Here is a 22,070-nt window from a genome sequence, read left to right on the forward strand (position 1 = left end):
TGCTTGGCTTTTTTATGCGCTGATTTTATAACAAATCGGTTAATAAGATACCCACGCCAATCCGCTCAACATCGGCGTTGTAATCAATTAGGCTTTCACCGTAGCCGTTAAAGTATTGCGCGTAGCCACGAACGCGGCCCCACAAAGGAAATGACCAATCAAGCTGAAGTGCACCGCGATTGTCTGAATTTAAATTGTTGCGAGTCATAAAGCTAAATTCATGATCGTGATAACGATACGCACCACTAAATTCAAAATACCCCATGTATTTGTAAATATCGGGGTTATCGTCACCTTTAGCGTCTAGCAGATCTTCTTTTTCGTCTTCAGCTATGCGGTACCAAGGTTTAAAACTAAAAACAAAGCCTCGGTTTTCCCAAATGAAATCGGCGTAAATACGGTTCCACGAGCGCGAGTTTGGTTGGCTACGGCCATTTGACTGGTGCGATATACCGAGCACAATAGCCATTTCATCGCCCCAGAGTACGTTTTCTGGATCAAGGTAATTTATCCAAAAAATTTCTGGCTCGTAGTTAGTTTCACGAAATGGCGATGAAATTTCCGAGTTATAAATTTGCCAATACGATTGCAGGGTAAAGCCAAAATACAATGCTTGGTCTTCGTCAGAGAATTCGTCAAACAAGGGGACCTTGATTGAAAGCTGATATTTAGCTTCTAAGTTATCGAGTGTATCACCATCTTGTTCGTCTGTGAGCTCGTCAAAACGATCGAACGGGCGATCGTTTGGATGCGATACATATGATAATGGCAATATGTAATTACGTTTATGGGGTGTGATTACATTACGATTTTTTTTGCCTACCTCTTCACGTGCTTGGCGTTTATCAAGTGCGGTCAGTTGTTTGTTTTCTTCCAGTGCAGAGCATTTTTTACGAAGCTCATCGAGTGTTTGCTTGCCATCGCCCCCAATCACTTCATTCAAAATACATTGCTTGACGAGTTCTATGCTGCTGTCTTGCTCGTTTGTTGGTACTTCGTCTTGCGCAAATGCTGCGGTACTTAGTAAAGCTGAAAGGGTGATCCAGTGGCGCCAGCTCATTGTAATTCCTTGTGAGTATTGGGTAGGTTGTGATTTATTTTATTATAACGCTTTTTACATTAGGTACAGTGAACTTTTACTGAACTGTTTACATTACGTTAAAAGCGGTACTGATAGATCAAAAGAAAAGCGGCCTAAGCCGCTTTGTCTAATGTACATTAACTTAGGAGATTAATGTACTCTCACGCAATGAGAAGGGTGAGTGATAGCGCAGTGCGCTATAACTCAAATATGTTGGTAAAAAATTTATACAACTCAGTGCCTTGGTTTACGCTTGCCGAGGCAAAGTGCAAAATAGCGATGGCATCGAAATCGAGGCTGAGCGTTTGTAGTGGCTGCTCACTCAAGTAGCGCTCCATGCGTAAAACATGTGCAATGGGCTCGCCTGCTTTAATATGCCCACCTAGTGGGGCTACATATTCAACCATGCCGCCAATAGGGGCGTAGTAAGCAAAGTAGTCATCTAAATGGCATGCGTAGCGGGTTATATTGCTCGGTTTGTGTGGTGCGTCTACCAATACGTTTTTATGATTTAGGTAACTTAAAATGCTATTTGCATCGTTGAGTGCTTCTTTTAGGTCTATTTTTTCTTGGCTACCTAGCTCAACCGTAAAGGCTTCTACCTGTACGTTGAATGATCGCCCTTGCGCGCTAAGTGCATCACTTAGGTGCCACCATGGGCAAAAGCTTGCTTCGTCCATGGCGCCATCAAAGTCGCTTGGGATGAGCAGTATATGTTCAATATTAAAATAACGAGCGCTGTCGGTTGCATACGCTGGGCAATATAAGTGCTTGCTTGAGATAGGCCCTGTGTGTAAATCGAGTACTATGTCGGCTTGGTGCGCAAGCTTTTGCAAATTAAGCGCAATGCGTTTACCTGTATTGAGTAAATAAGCGGGGCCGTTAAGTTTGGCATCTATTTCATCAAGCAGGGCTTTTTTAAAGTTACTTTTTAAAGCTGCATCGCCGTACTGGCTATGATCTTTGGCAAACTGGGTGACTAAATCACTATTGTAGTGATACATGCGGTTCCAGTTAGTGCCAGTAATCGGGTCGAATCGGCCAAGGGTAAATTCCCCTGATTTTTGGTTACACCCAATAGGGTTAGCATAAGGTACTAAGGTAATGTCGCCTTTTAAATTGAGCTGTTTTAATTGCTCTAACAGCTGAAAAATAACCGCGTTACCTTGTACTTCAGCGCCGTGCATATTTGCTTGAATATAAACACTTGGCCCGCTGCCATCGCCTTTTAAGCGATACACAGGAATAGTGAGAGGCAAGCCGTTTGCCACTTCCCCTACTACAATGTTTTCTTGGCTGATTGGTGTTGTTATGCTCATGTTTATTACCTTAAATAGTGGCTGGCATCTTCTGCTTGGCGTACACAGGTGAGCTCACCATTGTGTAACACATATTCTGCTGCCAGCTCATGGCATAAAAAATACGGCATGCTTTCGGTAAAACCATAGGCGCCACATTGGCTAAATACCAGCCAGTCTTGCTCGTTTAAATCGCTTGGTAAGTTATGCTCGCCTAAGCAATCAAGGGCCGTACATAACGGCCCATATAAGCTCATTGCTTGTTCTGGCGCTGTTGATTCGCGCAGTAACGCCGCAGGAAAATCTTGGCTTGTAACAGCAGGGCGCAATAAGTGGTTAATACCACCGGTTAAAATAACTTGCTGTTGGCCGTAGTTTTGTTTGCACTCAACGACGGGGTTAGCGTAATGACCGCATTCGCCTACAGCGTAACGGCCAAGCTCCATCCATAGCTCGTCTACACCCGCATCTTTTTTAATTTTTGCCAGCGCGGTGATTAATCCATCCCACTCAAGTGTTGCATCGTTTGGTGTGTAAGGAATACCTAAACCGCCGCCTAAGTCTAAAACTTTAAGGTTTATATTTAAGTTATTAGCCAAGGTGGTAAGCGGTGCAATCATTTGCGACCACAGCTCGCTTAGCTTTTGCGTGCTAAGCATGTTACCCCACTGAAATATATGTAGGCCATCAAAGCTAAGGGCTGGGTAATCGGCGGTATTTAGTGCTTGCCATTCATCGCAGCCAAGCCCAAACGGAGTTAGGCTGTCGCCGCCTAGAGGATTTTTTTCACCTTCAGGCCAGCGTAGTTGCACACGTAATAAAACTTGCAGCTGCGTATTTTGCAGCTGCGCTTGTTGGTTTAACCAACGCACTTGATTGAGGCTTTCGGCAACAAATATGCGCACACCGCGCTCAATAAAGTGTTTAATTTGTTTAGGGCTCTTTGCAGGCCCTGTGTTGAGCACGCGCTGCGAACTAATACCTTGTGCAAGGACTTGTTCAAGTTCACCTTTACTTGCAACGTCAAAGTTAAAGCCTGCGCTATCTAAGCTTTGAATAATCTTAGAAAGCGGGTTCGCTTTTACTGCATACCAAAGTTTTACATCGGTTTGCGCAACTAAACGCGCAAGGTGTGCGTTTAGTTTATCTAAGTCGTAAACAAAAAAAGGGGTATCAAGTTGCTGTGTAAGCGTATTAACAGAGGTTTTGATTGGCGTGCTCAAAAAGCTCATTATCGTAAAACCTCTTCTAGCAATAATGATGCATCGCTTTGTTCGTCGCGGTATTTAACAATTAACGCACACGACATGCTTAAGCCTTGCTCACGTGCCCATTCGTTAGACGCCGGGCGAGAGCCAGGTATTACAATTGCGTATTCTGGGATTGGTTCGCCTTTATCAAGCTGACGCTCATTAACGCAGTCGTATACCGGAATGGTTGCAGATAAGCGTACGCCTGGCGCTAGTACTGCCCCTTTTTTAACAACTACGCCTTCAACAATGACACAACCTGCGCCAATAAAGGCATCGTCTTCAACTACTACAGGGCTTGCACCAATTGGCTCAAGTACACCGCCAAGTTGCACAGCTGCGCTCAAATGTACATTTTTACCTACTTGTGCACACGAGCCTACTAATGCGTGGCTATCAACCATCGTGCCTTCGTCGATGTATGCGCCAATGTTTACGTACGCTGGTGGCATAATAATAGTGCCTTTAGCTACGTATGCACCACGGCGAACGCTTGAACCACCAGGTACCATACGCACGCCGTCGTCAGTACTAAACTCTTGCGGTGCAAGGTTGTGTTTATCTACAAAACCACCTGCAAACTCAGTGTTAGTGCCATTTTTAAAGGCTTCTAAAATGCCTTGTTTTACTTCTACGTTAGCTTCCCATTGCCCGCTTTCGTTTTGTGATGCTGCGCGTACTGCGCCCGATTCTAAATTATTTAGTAGTTCTAACCAGCTCATTATAAAAACCTGTATTTAATGCCAAGATAAAATGGTGTCGTTTGCAGTAGTAATGCAATCGGTTTGCGTTAACTCAAGATGCGTTAAAGGTGGGCGTAGCAACGGGCTACTTAAGCGGCCTTGTTGGTGCATTAACACTTTAACGGGAATAGGGTTTGCTACAGCAAAAAGGCTATTAATAGCGCGAGTCCACTGAGCAAATAAATTGGGGTGTTGGCCACTTAGGCTGCGTTTTACAAACTCATGCGTTTGTGTTGGCCACGCGTTTGCTGCAACCGATACTAAGCCTTTTGCGCCAGCTTGCGCGAAATAGGGCATAAGTGCATCGTCGCCACTGTATAGCGCTAAATTAGGTGCGGCTTGTCGGTATGCTTCAAATTGGCTGATGTTGCCACTGGCTTCTTTTAACGCCCAGAGCTTTGGATGCGTCTGTAAATTTTCGATGGTTTGCACCGGAATACTTACACCGCTTCTACCTGGTACGTTGTACAACATACACGGGTGCGCGCTTTCGTTTAATAAGCTTTCGTACCAATGAGTTTGACCTACAGCCCCTGGTTTTGCATAAAGGGGCGAGCCTAGTAAGTAACTGTGAATAGGTAACTGATTGCAATAGTTAACCCACTCTTTCTGTTGGGCTAAATTGCTACCGCCTACAGCAACCATAAGCGGTACACTGGGCTTTAGTTGGCACACGTGCTCAACAATGGCTTGTTGCTCTTTAAGTGTCAGCGCTAAGCCTTCACCTGTACTACCAAGGAGTAAAATACCGTTGTGTGCCGCTTCTTGTTCACTAACGAGAGTTGTGAGTGTGTCGTAGTCAACATTACCTTGTTGATCAAACGGCGTTACAAGCGCTGTCCACAGTGCGTAGTCGTCTAAATTGAAGTTGTTGATCATCTCTTACGAACCTATAAGGTGTTCGAGATATTAAAGGGGCTTTATGATGTGAGCCGCATTAACGTCGTTCGAACAGTATTCGAAGAGCGAATGGGCTTAAAATAATAGGGCGCACGGCCTTATTATTTAAGACCAGAAGCTCTCCACCAAACTAATAAGCTGCTAAAAAACAGCTCTTGGTGACAGTCGCTAGGATTCAACCTAGTCGCCCGAAGTAATTGCTTCGCAAAAGCGTTTACCTCTCGGCGGTATTCCCCTGGCGTATGCTCACTGGAGTTTGCGCTCCTAACATACGCTACCTGAATAACGCACCTCTTCTAGCCCTTTGTATTTTGTTTAACCGCAAAAGAGTTAGCAAAATACAATTTAAATAGGGTAATTGCGGCGATTAAAACATTTTAGCCGTCTAGGTGTCAAGCTGCTAAATATAGATTAGCTCATCGAAAATAGCGGTGGTTACGTATTGGCTGCTTTTCTCGTACACTAACCCTATGAGCAGCGAGGTATTTAATAAGTATGGAAAAATTTAGTGATATTTATAAGCGAGCGGTAGAGCGAAAGGGCTCTGAAAAAATGCTTAAGTTATTACTCGCAAAACCTTTATCTAAAAAAGCGTTAAGTACGTTAAGTGACGACGATTGGCTTGAAGAATTTACCCGAAAAGTTTTTCAAAGTGGCTTTTATTGGTCGGTAATAAATAGTAAATGGCCGGGCTTTAGAGAGGTTTTTTGGGAGTTCAGCGTTGATAAGTTATTAATGATGCCGCCCGATATGCTAGAGCAAAAAGCAACGGATGAACGCATTATTCGTAATTATAAAAAAGTGAAAACGATTCCTGAAAATGCTTACATGATCCACGAAATAGCACAGGAACATGGCAGCTTTAGTAAGTTTATTGCCCAGTGGCCAACAGATAATATTATTGGTTTATGGGCGCATTTAAAAAAACACGGTGCTCGGTTGGGCGGCAATACAGGCCCCTATGCTTTAAGAGCGCTTGGTAAAGATACATTTTTACTTTCGCGCGATGTAGAAAGTTACTTAAGAGCGCATAAAATAATTGATGGCGGGCTGCAAACTAAAAAATCACTCACTGCTGCGCAGGCATTTTTTAATGAAATGCAAAAGCAAAGTGGTTTAAGCATGCAAGAGCTAAGTTTAATTGTGGCCTACGGTGTGGGTGACAATCGCGTAGGTATAAGCCAACAAGCTGAGGATTAATGATGAAACTAGTGCCGAGATACACAGACATAGCAGATAACTTCGCGATAGAGGATCAACCCTCAAGCGTTGCTGCACCGCAATTGCTGCTGTGGAACGCATCGTTAGCTAAGCAGTTTAATATAGAAATTGAGCCGCAGCTGCGTGCAAGTACCTTTGCAGGCAATGAGCCACAGCAAATAAAGACGGTAGCGCTTGGCTATTCTGGGCATCAATTTGGACACTTTTCGCCTCGCTTAGGTGACGGGCGCGCGCATTTGCTTGGCGCTATAAATGACGATAAAAACCAGCTATGGGATATTCAATTAAAAGGCTCAGGCGCTACCCCGTATTCTAGAGGTGGCGATGGAAAATGTGCACTAGGCCCTGCTATTCGTGAATACGTAATGAGTGAAGCTATGCACGCATTAGGTATTCCAACCACTCGCTGTTTAGCTGTTGTAGGCACAGGCGAAAGCGTTTACCGCAACCCGCCTCAGCCTGGTGCTGTTGTTACTCGCTTAGCAAGTAGCCATATTCGGGTAGGCTCGTTTCAATATTTGGCAACACAAGGTGATATTGAAGGTTTAAAAAAGCTAGCGGATTTAGCTATTGGACGTCATTACCCTGAAATAAAGAGTGAAGGCCCAGAACGGTATCTAGCTTTTTTAGAATCAGTGACTAATAATCAGGTAAGCTTAATAATTAATTGGATGCGCGTAGGATTTATCCATGGTGTTATGAACACCGACAACACGCTAGTCAGCGGTGAAACCATAGATTATGGCCCGTGTGCGATGATGGATAATTTTGACTTTGACACCGTATTTAGCTCTATAGATAAACAAGGGCGTTATGCTTTTGGTAACCAGCCAAATATGGCGAGTTGGAATTGTGCACGTTTAGCTGAAAGCCTTATCCCATTAATTAGCGATGATGAAGAAAAAGCCGTGTCATTACTGACTCCCGTCATACATCGTTTTTCAGAACAATTTAATACTCAATTTACAGTAATGTGGGGCGAAAAATTAGGCCTGGCTGGCGTGAAAGAGGGCGATAAGGAGCTTGTTTCTGAGCTGTTAACATTATTGCAAGAGTACCATCTTGATTACACCAATACTTTTGATGCATTGACGGAGTTTGTGAATGGCAACGCAACTTTTCCTGAAGAACTAACTGAGTGGGCGAATAAGTGGCAAAGCCGAATAAGTAACGATAGCTACAAAATCATGCGAGCAGCCAACCCACGTATCATTCCGCGAAATCATATAATTGAAACAATATTAGCTGAATATAATGAGCTTGGTTCAAGTAAGCTGATGAGTCGTTTTATCAAAGTGGCTAATAATCCGTACTTATTCAGCGATGATATGACCGAATTTCAAAAGGTGCCTTTAAATGATACTAACTACAAAACCTTTTGTGGTACTTAAGTGTTGTAAAAATAGATAAGTTAATGATTATAAATAACGATATTTTAGAACAGAGATGTTCATTGATTGAGCAAAGCAAATTCTGGTGTTACTATCTAAATGTATAAAGATAAGTTAGTTTCATTGTGAGCAAGAACAATTAATTGAGTTGTCTTTGTGTCTTCTGCAGATTATCGATTTATATAATCAACTAGTTGGTTTCTAGCTAGGTAAAGTTTTAAATTTCACCTAAACTGATTTGTTGGATATCGTTATATCGCATTGAAAAAAATTATAAACTTTATTTTTCGTTAAGTATTGATTAACAAAAGTTGAGTTAGTCTGTATAAAACTTAGTGAGCTAGTACTTAATTAGCCACAATTTATTAGTTGTTAAAATGGGAAGAAAACAATGAAATTAAAATCACTAACTATTGCAATTGCGTTAGCTGCAACTAGCGTATCTTCATTTGCTGCTGACAAGCAAGAAGGTTTCTATATTGGCGCATTTGGCGACTACTACGATGCGTCTTGGGAAAATATGAGCGCACAGGCTGGTCTTGACGTAAATGAGTCGACTGGTTTTGGTCTTGAAGCGGGTTACCGTTTCAGTGATTTTTGGAGTGCTCGTCTAGAGTATGCAGATCTTGATTTTAATGCATTCGACAAAGCTGCTGGTAACCGTAACAATATCGATGGAAGCCGTTTTGGTATTGATGCGCTTTACCATTTAGATGGCGGTCCTTTCTACGGTTTAGTTGGTATTAAATCAATGGACGTGGTTGAAGACAACATGTTCTTAAACGCAGGTGTTGGTTACAGACATTTCATCACTGACAACTTATTCGCTAACGTTGAAACTGCTGTATACCAAGGTATTGATAAAGGTTACACAGATGTTGGTGCTAAACTAGGTATAAACTACTTCTTTGGACAAAATACCATGCCTGCTGAGCCGGTACAGCCTGCGCCAGAGGTTGTTGAAGTTATAGTTGAGCCAGTAGACAGCGACAATGACAATATTTTAGATGTTGATGACAAGTGTCCTAACACACCAATGACAGATGCTGTCGATGGTACTGGTTGTACTTTATACGAAGATAGAGAAGTAACTGTAAGTTTATTAGTAACGTTCCCTAACGACAAAGCTGCTGTATCACAGCGTTACTTAGATGACATCGACCAAGTTGCATCTTTCTTAAAAGATTACCCAGATACAACAGTGCTTTTAGAAGGTCACACTTCAGCAGTAGGTAAAGCGACTTACAACAAAATGCTATCTAAAAAGCGTGCTGACGCTGTAGCTAAGCAATTGATAGCTGATGGTATTGCATCTGACCGCATTACTACGGTAGGTTTAGGTGAAGAGCGCCTTAAAAATGAAGCTAACACAGCAGCTGCACACGCAGAAAACCGCCGTGTTGAGGCACACATCAAAACAATCAAAACGGTAAAAGTTTTACGTTAATAGATTATTTTGATGATAGAAACCCAGCTTATGCTGGGTTTTTTTATGGTTGCCATTTAAATCGTAATGATTATTACTTAATAAGCATTCATGGAAATAGAATTTACCGCAACCACTATTCATGTTATTTATAGCCGGTATAATCAGTTGTGTAACTGGATGGATTTTCATCTATCTATAAAAGCTTTATAATTACGCGTTAGAATACTATAAGTATTGGGTAACAAGTGCGCATGAAGCGCTACCGAATACTTTCACGTCACCAAGAGGGCAATATTGTGCTACAAGAATATCGTAAACACGTAGAAGAACGTGCCGCGTTAGGTATCGTACCAGCGCCATTAGATGCTCAGCAAACTGCTGATCTTATTGAATTAATAAAAAATCCACCGGCAGGTGAAGAAGAATTCATTTTAGATTTATTAATTAATCGTGTACCACCAGGTGTGGATGATGCTGCATATATCAAAGCAGGCTTTTTAGCCGCTGTTGCTAAAGGTGAAGCGAGTACTTCTCTTATTTCTAAAGAAAAAGCAGCTGAACTATTAGGAACAATGTTAGGCGGATACAACATCGCGCCAATGATTGACCTACTTGATGACGAGTCATTAGCGCCAATCGTAGTAAAAGGCCTTTCAAATACACTACTTATGTTTGATGCTTTCTACGACGTAGAAGAAAAAGCTAAAGCGGGTAATGCGTTTGCTAAGCAAATTATCGAATCTTGGGCTGCAGCTGAATGGTTTACAAATAAGCCTGCAGTCGCTGAAAAAATCTCTGTTACTGTATTTAAAGTAACGGGTGAAACTAACACCGATGACTTATCACCAGCGCCAGATGCATGGTCACGCCCTGATATCCCACTTCATGCTTTAGCAATGCTTAAAAATGAGCGTGATGGAATAAACCCAGACAAAGCGGGTGAAGTAGGTCCGATCGTTCAGCTTGAAGAATTAAAAACTAAAGGTTTACCACTTGCTTACGTAGGTGATGTTGTAGGTACGGGTTCTTCTCGTAAGTCTGCGACTAACTCTGTGCTTTGGTTTATGGGTGATGATATCCCATTTGTACCAAACAAACGTGTTGGTGGTGTATGTTTAGGTAACAAAATTGCACCTATCTTCTTTAACACAATGGAAGATTCTGGCGCGTTACCAATCGAATTAAATGTTGACGAGTTCAACATGGGTGACCAAATCGACATCTACCCATACGAAGGTGTTGTTAAGCGCCACGGTACTGATGACGTTATCTCTACTTTTGAACTTAAATCAGACGTAATTCTTGATGAAGTTCGTGCTGGTGGTCGTATTCCACTTATCATTGGTCGTGGTTTAACAGATAAAGCACGTACATCTTTAGGTTTAGGTGCTACTGACGTATTTAAAGTACCAGCAGTGACTGAAGAGTCAGATAAGGGCTTTACACTAGCTCAAAAAATGGTTGGTAAAGCATGTAACGTTGCCGGTATTCGCCCAGGCCAATACTGTGAGCCTAAAATGACCACTGTAGGTTCGCAAGATACTACAGGTCCTATGACACGTGATGAACTTAAAGATTTAGCATGTTTAGGTTTCTCTGCAGATTTAACAATGCAGTCATTCTGTCATACTTCTGCTTACCCTAAACCAATTGACGTAAACACTCACCATACGCTTCCTGATTTCATCATGAACCGTGGCGGTGTTTCACTTCGCCCAGGTGATGGTGTAATTCACTCTTGGTTAAACCGTATGTTATTACCAGATACTGTAGGTACTGGTGGTGACTCACATACGCGTTTCCCATTAGGTATTTCGTTCCCAGCGGGTTCAGGTGCAGTTGCATTCGCAGCAGCAACCGGTGTTATGCCACTTGATATGCCTGAGTCTATTTTGGTTCGCTTTAAAGGTGAAATGCAGCCAGGTATCACATTACGTGACCTTGTACATGCAATTCCTTACTACGGTATCAAGGAAGGGCTATTAACGGTTGAGAAGAAAGGTAAAATCAACGAATTCTCTGGCCGTGTACTAGAAATTGAAGGTGTTGAGCATTTAACTGTTGAGCAAGCGTTTGAGTTATCAGATGCATCAGCAGAACGTTCAGCCGCGGGTTGTACCGTTAAGCTTTCTAAAGAGTCTATCAGCGAATACCTTGAGTCTAACATTGTTATGCTTAAGTGGATGATTTCTGAAGGTTACGGTGATGTTCGTACAATCGAGCGTCGTATTACTGCAATGCAAGATTGGTTGGCTAACCCAGAGCTTATGGAAGCTGATGCGGATGCTGAATACAAGCACGTACTTGAAATTGACCTAGCAGAGATTAAAGAGCCAGTACTTTGTGCGCCAAATGACCCAGATGATGCGCGTTTACTATCTGACGTTACAGGCGAGAAAATCGATGAAGTATTTATCGGTTCTTGTATGACTAATATTGGTCACTTCCGTGCCGCAGGTAAATTATTAGATGGCTTTACTGGTCGTATTCCAACACAGCTTTGGGTTGCTCCACCAACGAAGATGGATAAAGACCAACTAACAGACGAAGGTTACTACGGTATCTTTGGTCGTGTTGGTGCACGTATCGAAACGCCAGGTTGTTCGCTATGTATGGGTAACCAAGCACGCGTTGCAGATAAAGCAACGGTTGTTTCTACCTCAACACGTAACTTCCCTAACCGTTTAGGTACGGGCGCAAACGTATTCTTAGCATCAGCAGAGCTTGCTGCAGTGGCGGCAATTTTAGGTAAATTACCTACCCCAGCTGAGTACCAAGAATATGCAGCGAAAATCAATGCAACGGCAGCAGATACTTACCGTTACTTGAACTTCCACCGTATGCCTCAGTACACTAAAAAAGCAGACAACGTAATTATTCAGCAAGCTGTTTAATTTATAGAGTTTGAATAAAAAAACCCGCTTCGGCGGGTTTTTTATTGTTTAAATGTAATTTAGATTATTCATGCTTTAATAATAATATATTGAATTAAATTTAAGTATTATTCGCTTTTAAGTTAGATAATAAAGCAATAATTCCTCGCTACATGCATTAAAATCCCTCCTAATATTCTCATTATTTTAGGCGAGATTTCATGACTGCATTAAACAACCAGAATTTACTGCAACTTCGTTTTATTAACCAAGCAAATATTGATTTGGTTAAGCCTTCTTTTGACAACCTACCTGCAAATCCCTATGCAGATGGTGAATTTCGTAAGCGTCGTTATTCAGTAATTAAATTTCAAAATGGTGAGCTAAAATTACAAGCTGCCAAAGCATTTGTTCAAGACGATTCAATTAATACGTTTCAAGGTAACGTTGAGCGTACTTACGAAAATTTAGAGCAAAGCTTACTTGAATCAGATGGCATGAAAAGTATTGTTAGCGAATTTTGCGCTATTACAGGTATTGATGAAGAGCGTGATATTGAAATACATCAATTTAGAATGCTTGCCATTGATAGCGATACACCAGCAGCGCCAGAAGGTGTTCACCAAGATGGCTTTGACCACGTCTGCGTATGCGGTGTTTCGCACGAAAACCTCGAAGGTGGCGAGTTACTTGTATATGAAAACAAACAAGCTGAACCATGTTTTAAAATGGAAATTAAAGACGGTATGTTTGCACTAATAAACGATCGTCAAGTGTGGCACAACGCGACGCCAATGAATAAAGTCGATGCCAGCAAGCCAGGTTATCTGGATTGTTTTGTACTTACCTCTTAAGGAATGGGCATGAACATAGCGCAATTACGTGAGCAGTTTCCGGCATTAATACAAACCGTTGATGGTAAATCGCCGATATTTTTAGACGGACCAGGTGGATCTCAAGTGCCACAGCCTGTACTAAATGCAATGTCTGCTTATTTAGGGCACTACAACTCAAACCTAGGTGGTGCGTTTTTTTCAAGTGATAAAACCGTTGAGTTAATGGCAAATGCTCGCCAAGCTGCAGCAGATTTACTCAATGCGCCAAGTGCTCAAAATATAGTGTTTGGCCCTAACATGACCAGCCTGACCTTTAGTTTTAGCCGTGCTATTTCGCGAAATTGGCAGGCAAGTGATGAGATTATCGTGACTAACGCCGATCACTTTTCAAATGTATCGTCATGGCAGCAAGCCGCAGAAGATAAAGGCGTTAAGGTTAATACTGCCTTGATTAATGAAGCCGATTGCAGCCTAGATATGACGCAGTTTGAAAGCTTATTAAACAGCAAGACTAAGTTGGTGGCTGTTACCTATGCCTCAAATACCACAGGCTCAATTAACGATATTAAACGTATTATAGAGCTTGCTCATGCTGTAGGCGCTCTTGTGTATGTTGATGCTGTGCATTATGCGCCGCATGAGCTTATTGACGTACAGGCACTTGATTGTGACTTTTTAGCGTGCTCGGCATATAAGTTTTTTGGCCCGCACTTAGGTATGGTTTTTGGTAAAACTGAGTACTTAGAAGGTTTTACACCTTATAAAGTCGAACCCGCTAAAGATGTAGCGCCGGGACGCTGGGAAACCGGTACCCAAAGCTTTGAAGCAATGGCAGGGTTTGTTGCTGCTGTTGATTACATTGCTGCAATAAGCGAGCTTGATGATGGCCATACGCGCCGCGAAAAGCTAAGCGTGGCGTTTGCTAAAACCAAACAGCATGAGATGGCGCTTAGTGAGCATTTTTTAACGCGTTTGGTTAATTACCCTCGTATAAAATTGTACGGTATTGATGACTTTGATCGCTTAAACGAACGTACACCTACGTTTGCTTTAACGTTTGAAGGGCTTGAGCCTCGCGCCGTTTCAGAGTTTTTAGGCAAACAGCATATATGTGTGTGGGATGGACATTTTTACGCGCAAGGTTTGTGTAAGCAATTAAACGTGCTTGATAAAGGCGGCGTAGTACGTATTGGTTGTATGCATTACAACACAGTCGAAGAGCTTGATAAGCTGTTTGATATGTTTGACGAGCTACTTGGTTAAAGAGTTCGTCTATTAAATATATAAAAAGCCATAAGTGTTACTTATGGCTTTTTTATTGGTTTAGCTTTTAGGTGCACCATATATTTGCTCTGCACGGTTAAATAGCACCCACGAGGTTAAAATATACTTATCGTTTGATACTGGCTTATTGCCTCTATGTGTATGCGTAAAGTAACCAGGCGCTATCACCATGGTGCCTTTTTTAGGGGCTATTTTACGGTTTTGATAGTAAAACTCTGTTTCCCCGCCTTCTTCTACATCGTTTAAGTAAAACATAAATAAAAGTACACGATGCAGTGCTTCATTGTGTTGTAACTGCGGGTAAACCTCACTATGCCAATACGGGTACCCCCCTTTATTGACCTCGTATTTCTGCGCTTGAATGTTGCCTAATCTAAATATTTGCTGCACAAGGACAGGGAGCTGTGGTTTGCCTACTTCTTCAAAGTTCTCTTGAGTTAAATCAATGACCTCCCCCGTTTTTGGATGATAAACCTTTAAGCCAAAGGCGCCAATCATCATAAAAATATGTTCTTCAATATACTTAAAAACATGCTGTGCAGTCGTTTGTTGTATGTGTTTTAATTGCTCTGCATATTCGGGGTGACTATTTAGGTGCAGGTCGTGGCTGTCTTTTTTCTTTAAATCAACACCGCCTGATGTAACCCCTTGTTTTACATGCGGGCTTTGCGTGAACGTATTAATAAAATTTTCACAAAAATCATCGCTCAATGCGTTTTCATAAACGCGAATAAAGTCCGTCATGGTTTACCTTTGTATAATTATTTTTGGATTAATATGTTTACTGAAAAAGTGATACCGCGCTTTAGCGAAACAGATGCACTCGGACACATCAACAATACCGTACTACCCGTGTGGTTTGAAGCCGCACGCGTACCTATTTTTAAATTTTTTACGCCAGACTTAAACCCACATGATTGGAAGCTAATTATTGCCAAAATAGAGGTGTCGTTTGTAGGGGAGTTATTTTATGGCCACGAGATCACGATTAAAACCTCTGTAGAACACATAGGCACTAGCTCTTTTGTACTTAAGCAAGAGGCATTTCAGCATGATAAATGTTGCGCGATTGGCAAGGTCGTTATGGTCAGGTATGACTTTGCTAAAAAAGCTAAGCACGCATTGAGCACTGAAGAAAAAGCAGCACTTGAGCAGCATATGGCTTAATTTACAAACCGATATTGCGGGGTTACGCACATTTCAATTTAGCTCATTATAAATAATTGAGTGCCAATGACTAAAAGGTAGTCAGTATTAACGTTAAATAAATAACGCAATTGTAAATTTTATTAAAAATTTAACGTTTTTTAATTGAGTTACCGATTTGAGTTATATATTATTTATAGTATATATAGCTGCCTTATCTAACTAATATAGTTATTTAGGTAACTTTTGGGGAATGTGCGTGACGATGACAACCATTGATGAACCAATGCAGGTTATACAGCTTAGTGACGCTAAGCATTTAACTGCCGAAATATTGCCATTTGGCGCAATAATCAAAAGCATTAAATTTAAAAACCAAGAAATGACGCTCAGCGTCGACGATCCGCACTATTATCTTCAAAACCCGTTTTATTTAGGTGCAACAGTGGGCCGGTATGCAAACCGCATTGCAGAAGGGCGTTTTACTTTAGCCGGAACAGATTACCAACTCGATAAAAATAATGGTCCAAATAGTCTGCATGGTGGTGTGAAGGGCTTTAATAAAGTGCAGTGGCAAGTGATTCAGCAAACTGATAGTGAAGTTGAACTTTATTATTGCTCAGAGGATGGCGAGCAGGGATTTCCGGGCCAATTAAAAGTATGGCAAACCATCACTGCAGAAAATGGGCAACTTTCACTTAAGTTTAAAGCAACTTGTAACAAAGAAACTCTCGTTAACTTTACCAACCATTGTTATTTTAATCTTGAGGGCAGCGACACCATTGCCAATCATTTACTGCAGGTAAATGCAACCCACTACTTACCCATTAACGAGCACAGCATTCCATTAGGTGAACCTGCTCCCGTTGCAAATAGCTGCTTTGATTTTATTAAGCCAAAATTAGTAAAAGATGCATTGTCGCAAAGTGATACACAATTAGGTGCGGCCAATGGGTTAGATCACTGCTATGTATTCGAAAATGATAACCGTCTTCATATAATGGCTACATTAATGTCACAGCAAAGCGGCGTTAGTTTAACGCTCTTAAGTACTCAGCCGGGTATGCAATTATACACAGCTAATTTTGTTAGTGACCCTTTCAAGCCACGCCAAGCACTGTGTCTTGAAGCGCAAAATTGGCCTGATGCGCCAAATCGCGAAAATTATCCAAAAGCTAATTTATTTCCTGATGAAGAATACAGTCAGGTTATAATTTATGCATTTTCGTAATTAAACTCAACACTTTAATGTTGGGTTTGATGTTAAAAAAAAGAAAACAGAAAGAAAATCCATAGTAACAAAATGATGCCTAATATTAAGGAAAAGGTTGCACTTTTTCTTGTTTTAAAGTATTTATAATATAAATAGTATTTGAGATAGTTTTGAAACTATTCAACCAACACAACGACAAAATAACTACACACAATCAGGAGTTTTTAAAAAATGATAATTAACAATAATTTATCGTTCAACAAGAAAACCGCGCTCAGTTTAGCCATCGCTGGTGTACTGGCAAGCGGGCATGTTGCAGCTCAAGGGCCTGAAGAGACTACAGCAGAAAAAGATATCGAAGTCATTGAAGTTCGTGGCTTAATAAGTAGCCTTAAGCGTTCTTTTTCTGATAAGAAAGAAGCGCTCATCGTTTCTGATGGTATTTCGGCGGAAGATCTTGGTAAATTTCCTGATCAAAACGTAGCAGAGTCACTACAACGTATTACGGGTGTTGCTATTGACCGTAGCGGTGGTGAAGGTCAGCTTATATCAGTGCGTGGTTTTGGCCCTCAGTTTAACTTGGTTACTGTTAATGGCCGTCAAATGGCGTCGGAAAGAGCTGGCCGTGAGTTTAGCTTCGACACACTTGCTTCAGAGCTAATTTCAGGTGCAGATATCTACAAAACATCAAATGCTGCTAATCAAGAAGGTGGTATTGGTTCATACATTAATTTAAATACAGCTAAACCTTTTGACTTGGACGGTTTCAAAGCTGTGGGTAATGTAAAAGCAACTTACGACAGCTTATCTGAAAGCACAACCCCTGCATTTTCAGGTCTCATAAGTGACACTTTTATGGAAGATAAATTAGGCGTACTAGCCTCTTTATCAGTACAAAAGCGTGATGCACAAATTAACCAAGCTGATACACGTGGCTTTTACCGTGTCGATCGTATCCAAACAAATGACTTTGATGCTGCTGCAGGTACAGGTAAAGAAGCATTTAATGTATGGGTACCACGTAATTTAGATTTAACTTCAAACGTTGAAGACCGCACGCGCACAAGTGGTACACTGGTATTTCAATACGCTGCTAGCGATGATCTAACTTTAACGTTTGACGGTATTTATTCAAAATTTGAAGTTGAGTCTCAAGTAAGTAACTATGCAAACTGGTTTACTCCAGGTAACTTCCGTGATTTTCAGGTAGATCCATCAACAGAAACAGTGACTTATTGGTCACACAATGCGTTTGACGATCCAAATGGTGGGGGCTCAGGTGCAACTGACTTTGTTCAACAAGGTTTAGACCGCAACGTTAAAATTCAATCTTTTGGCTTTAATGCTGATTGGAAACTAACAGATCAATTAAAAGTAGATATCGATATTTCTACGTCTAAAGCTGAAGATTTAAGTGGCGATCAAAGCCGAGTTTTCACCGTAATGGGTTACGCAAACGGTTATACATATGACTTCACTGGTGGTGGTGATTTACCGGGTTTATCTTCTGATGGAATTAACGGCCCATTCACTCAAGCAGACTCAAGTAAACTTCGTGCGCACTACGTAGAGCGTGGAGGTGATGAGCGTACTGATGAAATCACAGAAATGCGTGCAGATTTCACTTACACACCAAATAGCGAAACGTTTACTCAGTTACGCTACGGTGTATACACACAAGATAGAACAAAAGAAGCTAAAGTATTTCAATCGCCAAGTTTACCAAATTGTTTCTACTGTGGTTATGGTCTAGATGTTCCAGATGACTTAGCATATCTAGTTACACCAAATGGTTGGTTTAATGGTATTCCATCTTCATTCTTTGGTTACAATGTAGATGATTACTTATCGTACTTAGAATCTGATGCAGCTATTTCTGGTCAGTCAGCCAACCGCGGTGATGATGCAGATGCAAATATTGCAGCGTTTGCAGCGTTAAATGGTTATACCCCGGTTGAGTTAGGTACAAGTTTTGAAATAGAAGAAGAAATATTTTCGGCTTACGCTGACTTTGTATTCCAAGGTGATTTAGGTGATATACCATGGACTGTAAATGTTGGTGTTCGCTACAGTGAAACTACAACTACAGCATCGGGTAATCAGGCTACATTAGTTGATATTGCTCAAAATCCACTAGACGGTACAATCCTTGACCAGGTTTACATTGAAGATGCAAACGGTCAACGAGCTTCTGTTCCAATTACGCTTAAAAACTCTTACACAAATTTACTTCCTAGCTTAAACGCTAAGTTTGAAGTTGAAGATGACATGTTGTTACGTTTTGCTTACTCAGAAACGATTACTCGACCAACATTAGAAGCAATGCGTCCAGTGACAAATATAGGTACAACTCGCCCAGATATTTTACTAGCAAGCGGTGGTAACCCTAACTTGACTCCATTCCTATCAACAAACTGGGATATGTCATACGAGTGGTACTACGATGATGCAAGCGCCGTATCTTTTGGTATTTTCAGCAAAGACGTTGAAGGCTTTATTACAGTAACACCGGCTACAGAGTCTTTCTCTTTAGCAAGTGGAAGCTATGATTTTGAAGTAAGTCGTCCACGTAATGGTGCTACTGCACAAGTTGAAGGTCTAGAAATGGCTTGGACTCATACGTTTGAAAATGGTTTTGGTTTCCAAGCAAATGCAACTATTGTTAATAGTGACAGTGAAGATGGCTTTCAGTTAGAAGGATTAGGTGATTCACAAAACTTAATTGGTTTCTATGAAAAAGACGGCTTCCAAGCCCGTATTGCTTACAATAATCGTGAATCATTTTTACAAACTCTTCGTAACGGTGACACTGGTGAGCCTGAGTATGTAGATACTTATGGACAGTGGGATATCAGCGCCAGCTATGACATAAACGACAATCTTACAGTTATACTTGAGGGTATTAATATTACTGATGAGTACACGTCTAAACACGGTAGCTTAGCAAGTCACTTTACTGAACAAGTTCGTTCAGGTTCTCGCTATGCACTAGGTATTCGAGGCTCGTTCTAGTCAGGTTATGATGAAAGTTTAAAGGGGGGTTACCCCCCTTTTTTCTTGATGTTTAACATGCAATGAAAAGGTAAACGTTTTGTCTGGTGTTATTAATCGAATTATTGTCTTGGGTGGTGGTACAGCAGGGTGGATAACTGCAGGCATTCTTGCAAAGAAACACGCTCGCAATCTTTCCAACCAAGGTATTAAAGTTACCCTAATTGAATCGCCTGAAATTTCAGTAGTTGGCGTTGGCGAGGGTACATGGCCAACAATGCGTAAAACATTAGCACAGTTGGGAGTTTCAGAAACGCAATTTATGCGTGAATGTGGGGCTACTTTCAAACAAGCTAGTAAATTTGTAAACTGGGTAAATGCAAAAGGTGATGTCTATTATCACCCGTTTACAGAGCCACAAGGGTTTAATAAAGTTGATCCAGCACCTTACTGGCAGTCTGTAGTTGAACCTACTTGTTCATTTTCTGAAGCCGTCAGCTTTCAGCAATATTTATGTGAACAGGGTTTAGCCCCGAAAACTATTGCGAACAAAGAGTACGAAGTGATAGCTAACTATGGCTACCATTTAGATGCGGCAAAGTTTATCACTTTATTACGAAAGCACTGTATTAGTGAACTTGGTGTTGAGCACATTAGCGATACCGTTGAGCGTATTGAGCAAGCTTCATGTGGTGATATCACTTGTTTACAGACCAAAGAACATGGCGCACAACTAGCTGATTTATTTGTAGATTGCTCAGGCATGCGAAGCTTGTTGCTTGGTGAAACTCTAAAAGTTCCGTTTGTTCTTTGCGATGATGTTTTTTTAGCTGATACGGCCATAGCCACCCAAGTTCCTTATATCAATGAACATGATCCTATTGCTTGTCATACTATTTCAACAGCTCAAGAGGCAGGTTGGATATGGGATATTGGCTTACAAGAACGCCGTGGTGTTGGTTATGTGTATTCGAGTAAACATTGTTCAGAAGAACAAGCTCGCAAAACACTTGCGAATTACGTTGGTTTGGAAGAGGTAAAAACAGCGAAAAAAATAAATTTCAAACCAGGGCACCGAAAAATTTTCTGGAAGAATAATTGTGTTGCTGTTGGCTTAGCTTCAGGGTTTTTAGAACCACTAGAGGCATCAGCGCTTATGCTTATTGAAGCGTCTGCAAATTATATCGCGGATCAACTGCCTGCAAATAAAGAGTTAATGCCTATTACTGCAAAACGTTTTAATGCGATCATGTTGAAAAAGTGGCGCGGTGTAATTGATTTTCTTAAGTTGCATTATGCTTTGAGTGAGCGTACTGAGCCGTTTTGGCTTGAGCATCGCGATACACAGAGTATTCCTAACTCTTTGCAAGAGTTATTGTCTATTTGGCGTTATAGCTCCCCAAGCGAGTATGACTTTACTGATAATGTAGAAGCATTTAGTGCTGCTAGCTATCAGTACATCTTATATGGTGTCGGGTTTAAGTCTGACTTTAGTCAAATGGAACATATTTATAATCAAGGTGAGTTAGCAAAAAAACAGCTACAGATGACAAAAATACGTATAGATCAGCTGAAATATAATTTGCCCACTCACAGAGATCTTATTAATAAAGTAAATTCATTGGGTTTTGCAAAACTGTAATTCCCTTTGATGAGAGATAAACATGTCTAACTATGTACTACTTGATCCTGTAAAACATCAGGATATAAAAATAAAACCACATAGCAATTTCGGCTTTTCAAAAAATCAGCACCACGCATCATTAGTTGTTCATGAGTTTGGCGCAGCTGCGAGTAGCTTTCCTGTTGTTTATATGAAAGAGCCAACTCAAGGGCAATTTCGCGCTGTCGGATTGCTTGGTTTAGTCGCTGGCCATAATGTGTTCTTCACAGAACAAGAGTGGCTAGCAGTTCATGTTCCTTCAGCGTTTTTAAGAGCCCCTTTTGAGTTAGGGCCAGATCCAGAAAAAGATAAAACACTCACTATTTACATAAATGAACAAAGCGATTATGTGAATAATTCACAGGGCGAAGCTTTATTTCAAAATGGCGAACCGAGCCAATTTTTGCATCAAGTGCAAGATAAAATGAGTGAGTACTATCAGCAGGAACAGGTTTCACATGAATTTACCCAAAAGTTACTCTCTTTGAGCTTACTTAAAGAAATAGAATTGGTTATTAATTTTAGTGATGGAAAGAAAACACGAGTAAAAGGCATCTACACAATCGACGAAGAAGCCCTAAGAAAACTGCCAGACACTGATATTGTTGAGCTTAATAAACAAAATTACTTATTACCTATCCATGCAATGTTATCGTCGCTAGTTCAAGTTAACCGCTTAATTAAACACCATAACCATTGCTCAGAAAATACGATATTAGGTGTGCAAATGCGCGCTAATGCAGGAGAGTAA

17 protein-coding genes and 1 riboswitch are annotated in these 22,070 nt (G+C 41.1%); of the genes, 11 read left to right on the plus strand and 6 right to left on the minus strand.

All coding sequences use genetic code 11. From position 1 onward, the window contains the following. Positions 1–25 precede the first annotated feature (25 nt). The 5 genes from AC27I2_RS05180 to dapA form a co-directional block, all read right to left on the minus strand. Positions 26–1,060 carry a phospholipase A gene (locus tag AC27I2_RS05180; RefSeq protein ID WP_487203647.1) on the minus strand — a complete coding sequence of 345 codons (1,035 nt, stop codon included), beginning with the start codon at positions 1,058–1,060 and terminating at the stop codon, positions 26–28. Positions 1,061–1,278: 218 nt separating this feature from the next. Then, positions 1,279–2,400 (minus strand): succinylglutamate desuccinylase/aspartoacylase family protein, encoded by a 1,122-nt coding sequence (locus AC27I2_RS05185; protein WP_487203648.1) that lies wholly within the window; start codon positions 2,398–2,400, stop codon positions 1,279–1,281. A 5-nt stretch (positions 2,401–2,405) separates the two neighbouring features. Further along, complete coding sequence (locus AC27I2_RS05190) at positions 2,406–3,611, minus strand: PLP-dependent decarboxylase (protein WP_487203649.1); 1,206 nt, start codon at positions 3,609–3,611, stop codon at positions 2,406–2,408. Beyond that, a complete protein-coding gene (locus AC27I2_RS05195; RefSeq protein WP_006791320.1) occupies positions 3,611–4,351 on the minus strand; it encodes a 2,3,4,5-tetrahydropyridine-2,6-dicarboxylate N-succinyltransferase in 741 nt (246 codons plus the stop codon). Before AC27I2_RS05195 ends, AC27I2_RS05190 begins: the two co-directional genes overlap by 1 nt. Before the next feature lie 15 nt (positions 4,352–4,366). After that, positions 4,367–5,251 (minus strand): 4-hydroxy-tetrahydrodipicolinate synthase, encoded by an 885-nt coding sequence (gene dapA, locus AC27I2_RS05200; RefSeq protein WP_487203650.1) that lies wholly within the window; start codon positions 5,249–5,251, stop codon positions 4,367–4,369. A gap of 128 nt (positions 5,252–5,379) precedes the next feature. Continuing rightward, a riboswitch (Lysine riboswitch) is annotated at positions 5,380–5,576 on the minus strand. Positions 5,577–5,767: 191 nt separating this feature from the next. Here dapA and AC27I2_RS05205 point away from each other — a divergent pair. The 6 genes from AC27I2_RS05205 to AC27I2_RS05230 all read left to right on the plus strand — a co-directional run bounded on the left by AC27I2_RS05205 (position 5,768) and on the right by AC27I2_RS05230 (position 14,285). Continuing rightward, positions 5,768–6,472: a DNA-3-methyladenine glycosylase I gene (locus AC27I2_RS05205; RefSeq protein WP_138527350.1), complete on the plus strand. Its 705-nt coding sequence runs from the start codon at positions 5,768–5,770 to the stop codon at positions 6,470–6,472. 2 nt (positions 6,473–6,474) lie between these two features. Further along, complete coding sequence (locus AC27I2_RS05210) at positions 6,475–7,884, plus strand: protein adenylyltransferase SelO (RefSeq protein WP_487203909.1); 1,410 nt, start codon at positions 6,475–6,477, stop codon at positions 7,882–7,884. 391 nt (positions 7,885–8,275) lie between these two features. Then, the gene (locus AC27I2_RS05215; protein ID WP_487203651.1) at positions 8,276–9,331 is read left to right on the plus strand and encodes an OmpA family protein; all 1,056 of its coding nucleotides are present in this window, start codon (positions 8,276–8,278) and stop codon (positions 9,329–9,331) included. A gap of 278 nt (positions 9,332–9,609) precedes the next feature. Further along, complete coding sequence (gene acnB / locus AC27I2_RS05220; RefSeq protein WP_219422937.1) at positions 9,610–12,207, plus strand: bifunctional aconitate hydratase 2/2-methylisocitrate dehydratase; 2,598 nt, start codon at positions 9,610–9,612, stop codon at positions 12,205–12,207. A gap of 200 nt (positions 12,208–12,407) precedes the next feature. Continuing rightward, complete coding sequence (locus AC27I2_RS05225; RefSeq protein WP_058405948.1) at positions 12,408–13,040, plus strand: 2OG-Fe dioxygenase family protein; 633 nt, start codon at positions 12,408–12,410, stop codon at positions 13,038–13,040. 9 nt (positions 13,041–13,049) lie between these two features. Beyond that, the gene (locus tag AC27I2_RS05230; protein WP_487203652.1) at positions 13,050–14,285 is read left to right on the plus strand and encodes a cysteine desulfurase-like protein; all 1,236 of its coding nucleotides are present in this window, start codon (positions 13,050–13,052) and stop codon (positions 14,283–14,285) included. A 60-nt stretch (positions 14,286–14,345) separates the two neighbouring features. Here AC27I2_RS05230 and AC27I2_RS05235 read toward each other — a convergent pair whose 3' ends face one another. Next, the gene (locus AC27I2_RS05235; protein ID WP_058405950.1) at positions 14,346–15,050 is read right to left on the minus strand and encodes a 2OG-Fe(II) oxygenase; all 705 of its coding nucleotides are present in this window, start codon (positions 15,048–15,050) and stop codon (positions 14,346–14,348) included. Between the two features lie 33 nt (positions 15,051–15,083). Between AC27I2_RS05235 and AC27I2_RS05240 the strand changes: the two genes are divergently transcribed. From AC27I2_RS05240 to AC27I2_RS05260, 5 genes are all read left to right on the plus strand, one after another. Next, the gene (locus AC27I2_RS05240; protein ID WP_138527345.1) at positions 15,084–15,473 is read left to right on the plus strand and encodes an acyl-CoA thioesterase; all 390 of its coding nucleotides are present in this window, start codon (positions 15,084–15,086) and stop codon (positions 15,471–15,473) included. Between the two features lie 244 nt (positions 15,474–15,717). Then, positions 15,718–16,683 (plus strand): aldose epimerase family protein, encoded by a 966-nt coding sequence (locus AC27I2_RS05245; RefSeq protein ID WP_487203910.1) that lies wholly within the window; start codon positions 15,718–15,720, stop codon positions 16,681–16,683. A gap of 213 nt (positions 16,684–16,896) precedes the next feature. Continuing rightward, positions 16,897–19,677, plus strand: coding sequence for a TonB-dependent receptor (locus AC27I2_RS05250; protein ID WP_152995693.1), 2,781 nt, complete (start codon positions 16,897–16,899; stop codon positions 19,675–19,677). Positions 19,678–19,756: 79 nt separating this feature from the next. Continuing rightward, entirely contained in the window at positions 19,757–21,298 is a 1,542-nt protein-coding gene (locus tag AC27I2_RS05255; protein ID WP_487203653.1) for a tryptophan halogenase family protein, read from the plus strand. Positions 21,299–21,320: 22 nt separating this feature from the next. Further along, positions 21,321–22,070, plus strand: a complete 750-nt coding sequence (locus AC27I2_RS05260; protein ID WP_058405954.1) for a SapC family protein — start codon at positions 21,321–21,323, stop codon at positions 22,068–22,070.

The organism is Pseudoalteromonas sp. NH0006-46 (assembly GCF_057547735.1).

What these genes read in the sequence shown, in the direction of transcription:
- AC27I2_RS05190 (WP_487203649.1), bottom strand. Translation starts at nt 3,611, where the DNA reads ATGAGCTTTTTGAGCACGCCAATCAAAACCTCTGTTAATACGCTTACA.
- AC27I2_RS05210 (WP_487203909.1), top strand. Translation starts at nt 6,475, where the DNA reads ATGAAACTAGTGCCGAGATACACAGACATAGCAGATAACTTCGCGATA.
- AC27I2_RS05185 (WP_487203648.1), bottom strand. Translation starts at nt 2,400, where the DNA reads ATGAGCATAACAACACCAATCAGCCAAGAAAACATTGTAGTAGGGGAA.
- AC27I2_RS05230 (WP_487203652.1), top strand. Translation starts at nt 13,050, where the DNA reads ATGAACATAGCGCAATTACGTGAGCAGTTTCCGGCATTAATACAAACC.
- dapA (WP_487203650.1), bottom strand. Translation starts at nt 5,251, where the DNA reads ATGATCAACAACTTCAATTTAGACGACTACGCACTGTGGACAGCGCTT.
- AC27I2_RS05260 (WP_058405954.1), top strand. Translation starts at nt 21,321, where the DNA reads ATGTCTAACTATGTACTACTTGATCCTGTAAAACATCAGGATATAAAA.
- AC27I2_RS05180 (WP_487203647.1), bottom strand. Translation starts at nt 1,060, where the DNA reads ATGAGCTGGCGCCACTGGATCACCCTTTCAGCTTTACTAAGTACCGCA.
- AC27I2_RS05250 (WP_152995693.1), top strand. Translation starts at nt 16,897, where the DNA reads ATGATAATTAACAATAATTTATCGTTCAACAAGAAAACCGCGCTCAGT.
- AC27I2_RS05240 (WP_138527345.1), top strand. Translation starts at nt 15,084, where the DNA reads ATGTTTACTGAAAAAGTGATACCGCGCTTTAGCGAAACAGATGCACTC.
- AC27I2_RS05205 (WP_138527350.1), top strand. Translation starts at nt 5,768, where the DNA reads ATGGAAAAATTTAGTGATATTTATAAGCGAGCGGTAGAGCGAAAGGGC.
- AC27I2_RS05235 (WP_058405950.1), bottom strand. Translation starts at nt 15,050, where the DNA reads ATGACGGACTTTATTCGCGTTTATGAAAACGCATTGAGCGATGATTTT.
- AC27I2_RS05215 (WP_487203651.1), top strand. Translation starts at nt 8,276, where the DNA reads ATGAAATTAAAATCACTAACTATTGCAATTGCGTTAGCTGCAACTAGC.
- AC27I2_RS05225 (WP_058405948.1), top strand. Translation starts at nt 12,408, where the DNA reads ATGACTGCATTAAACAACCAGAATTTACTGCAACTTCGTTTTATTAAC.
- AC27I2_RS05195 (WP_006791320.1), bottom strand. Translation starts at nt 4,351, where the DNA reads ATGAGCTGGTTAGAACTACTAAATAATTTAGAATCGGGCGCAGTACGC.
- AC27I2_RS05245 (WP_487203910.1), top strand. Translation starts at nt 15,718, where the DNA reads ATGACAACCATTGATGAACCAATGCAGGTTATACAGCTTAGTGACGCT.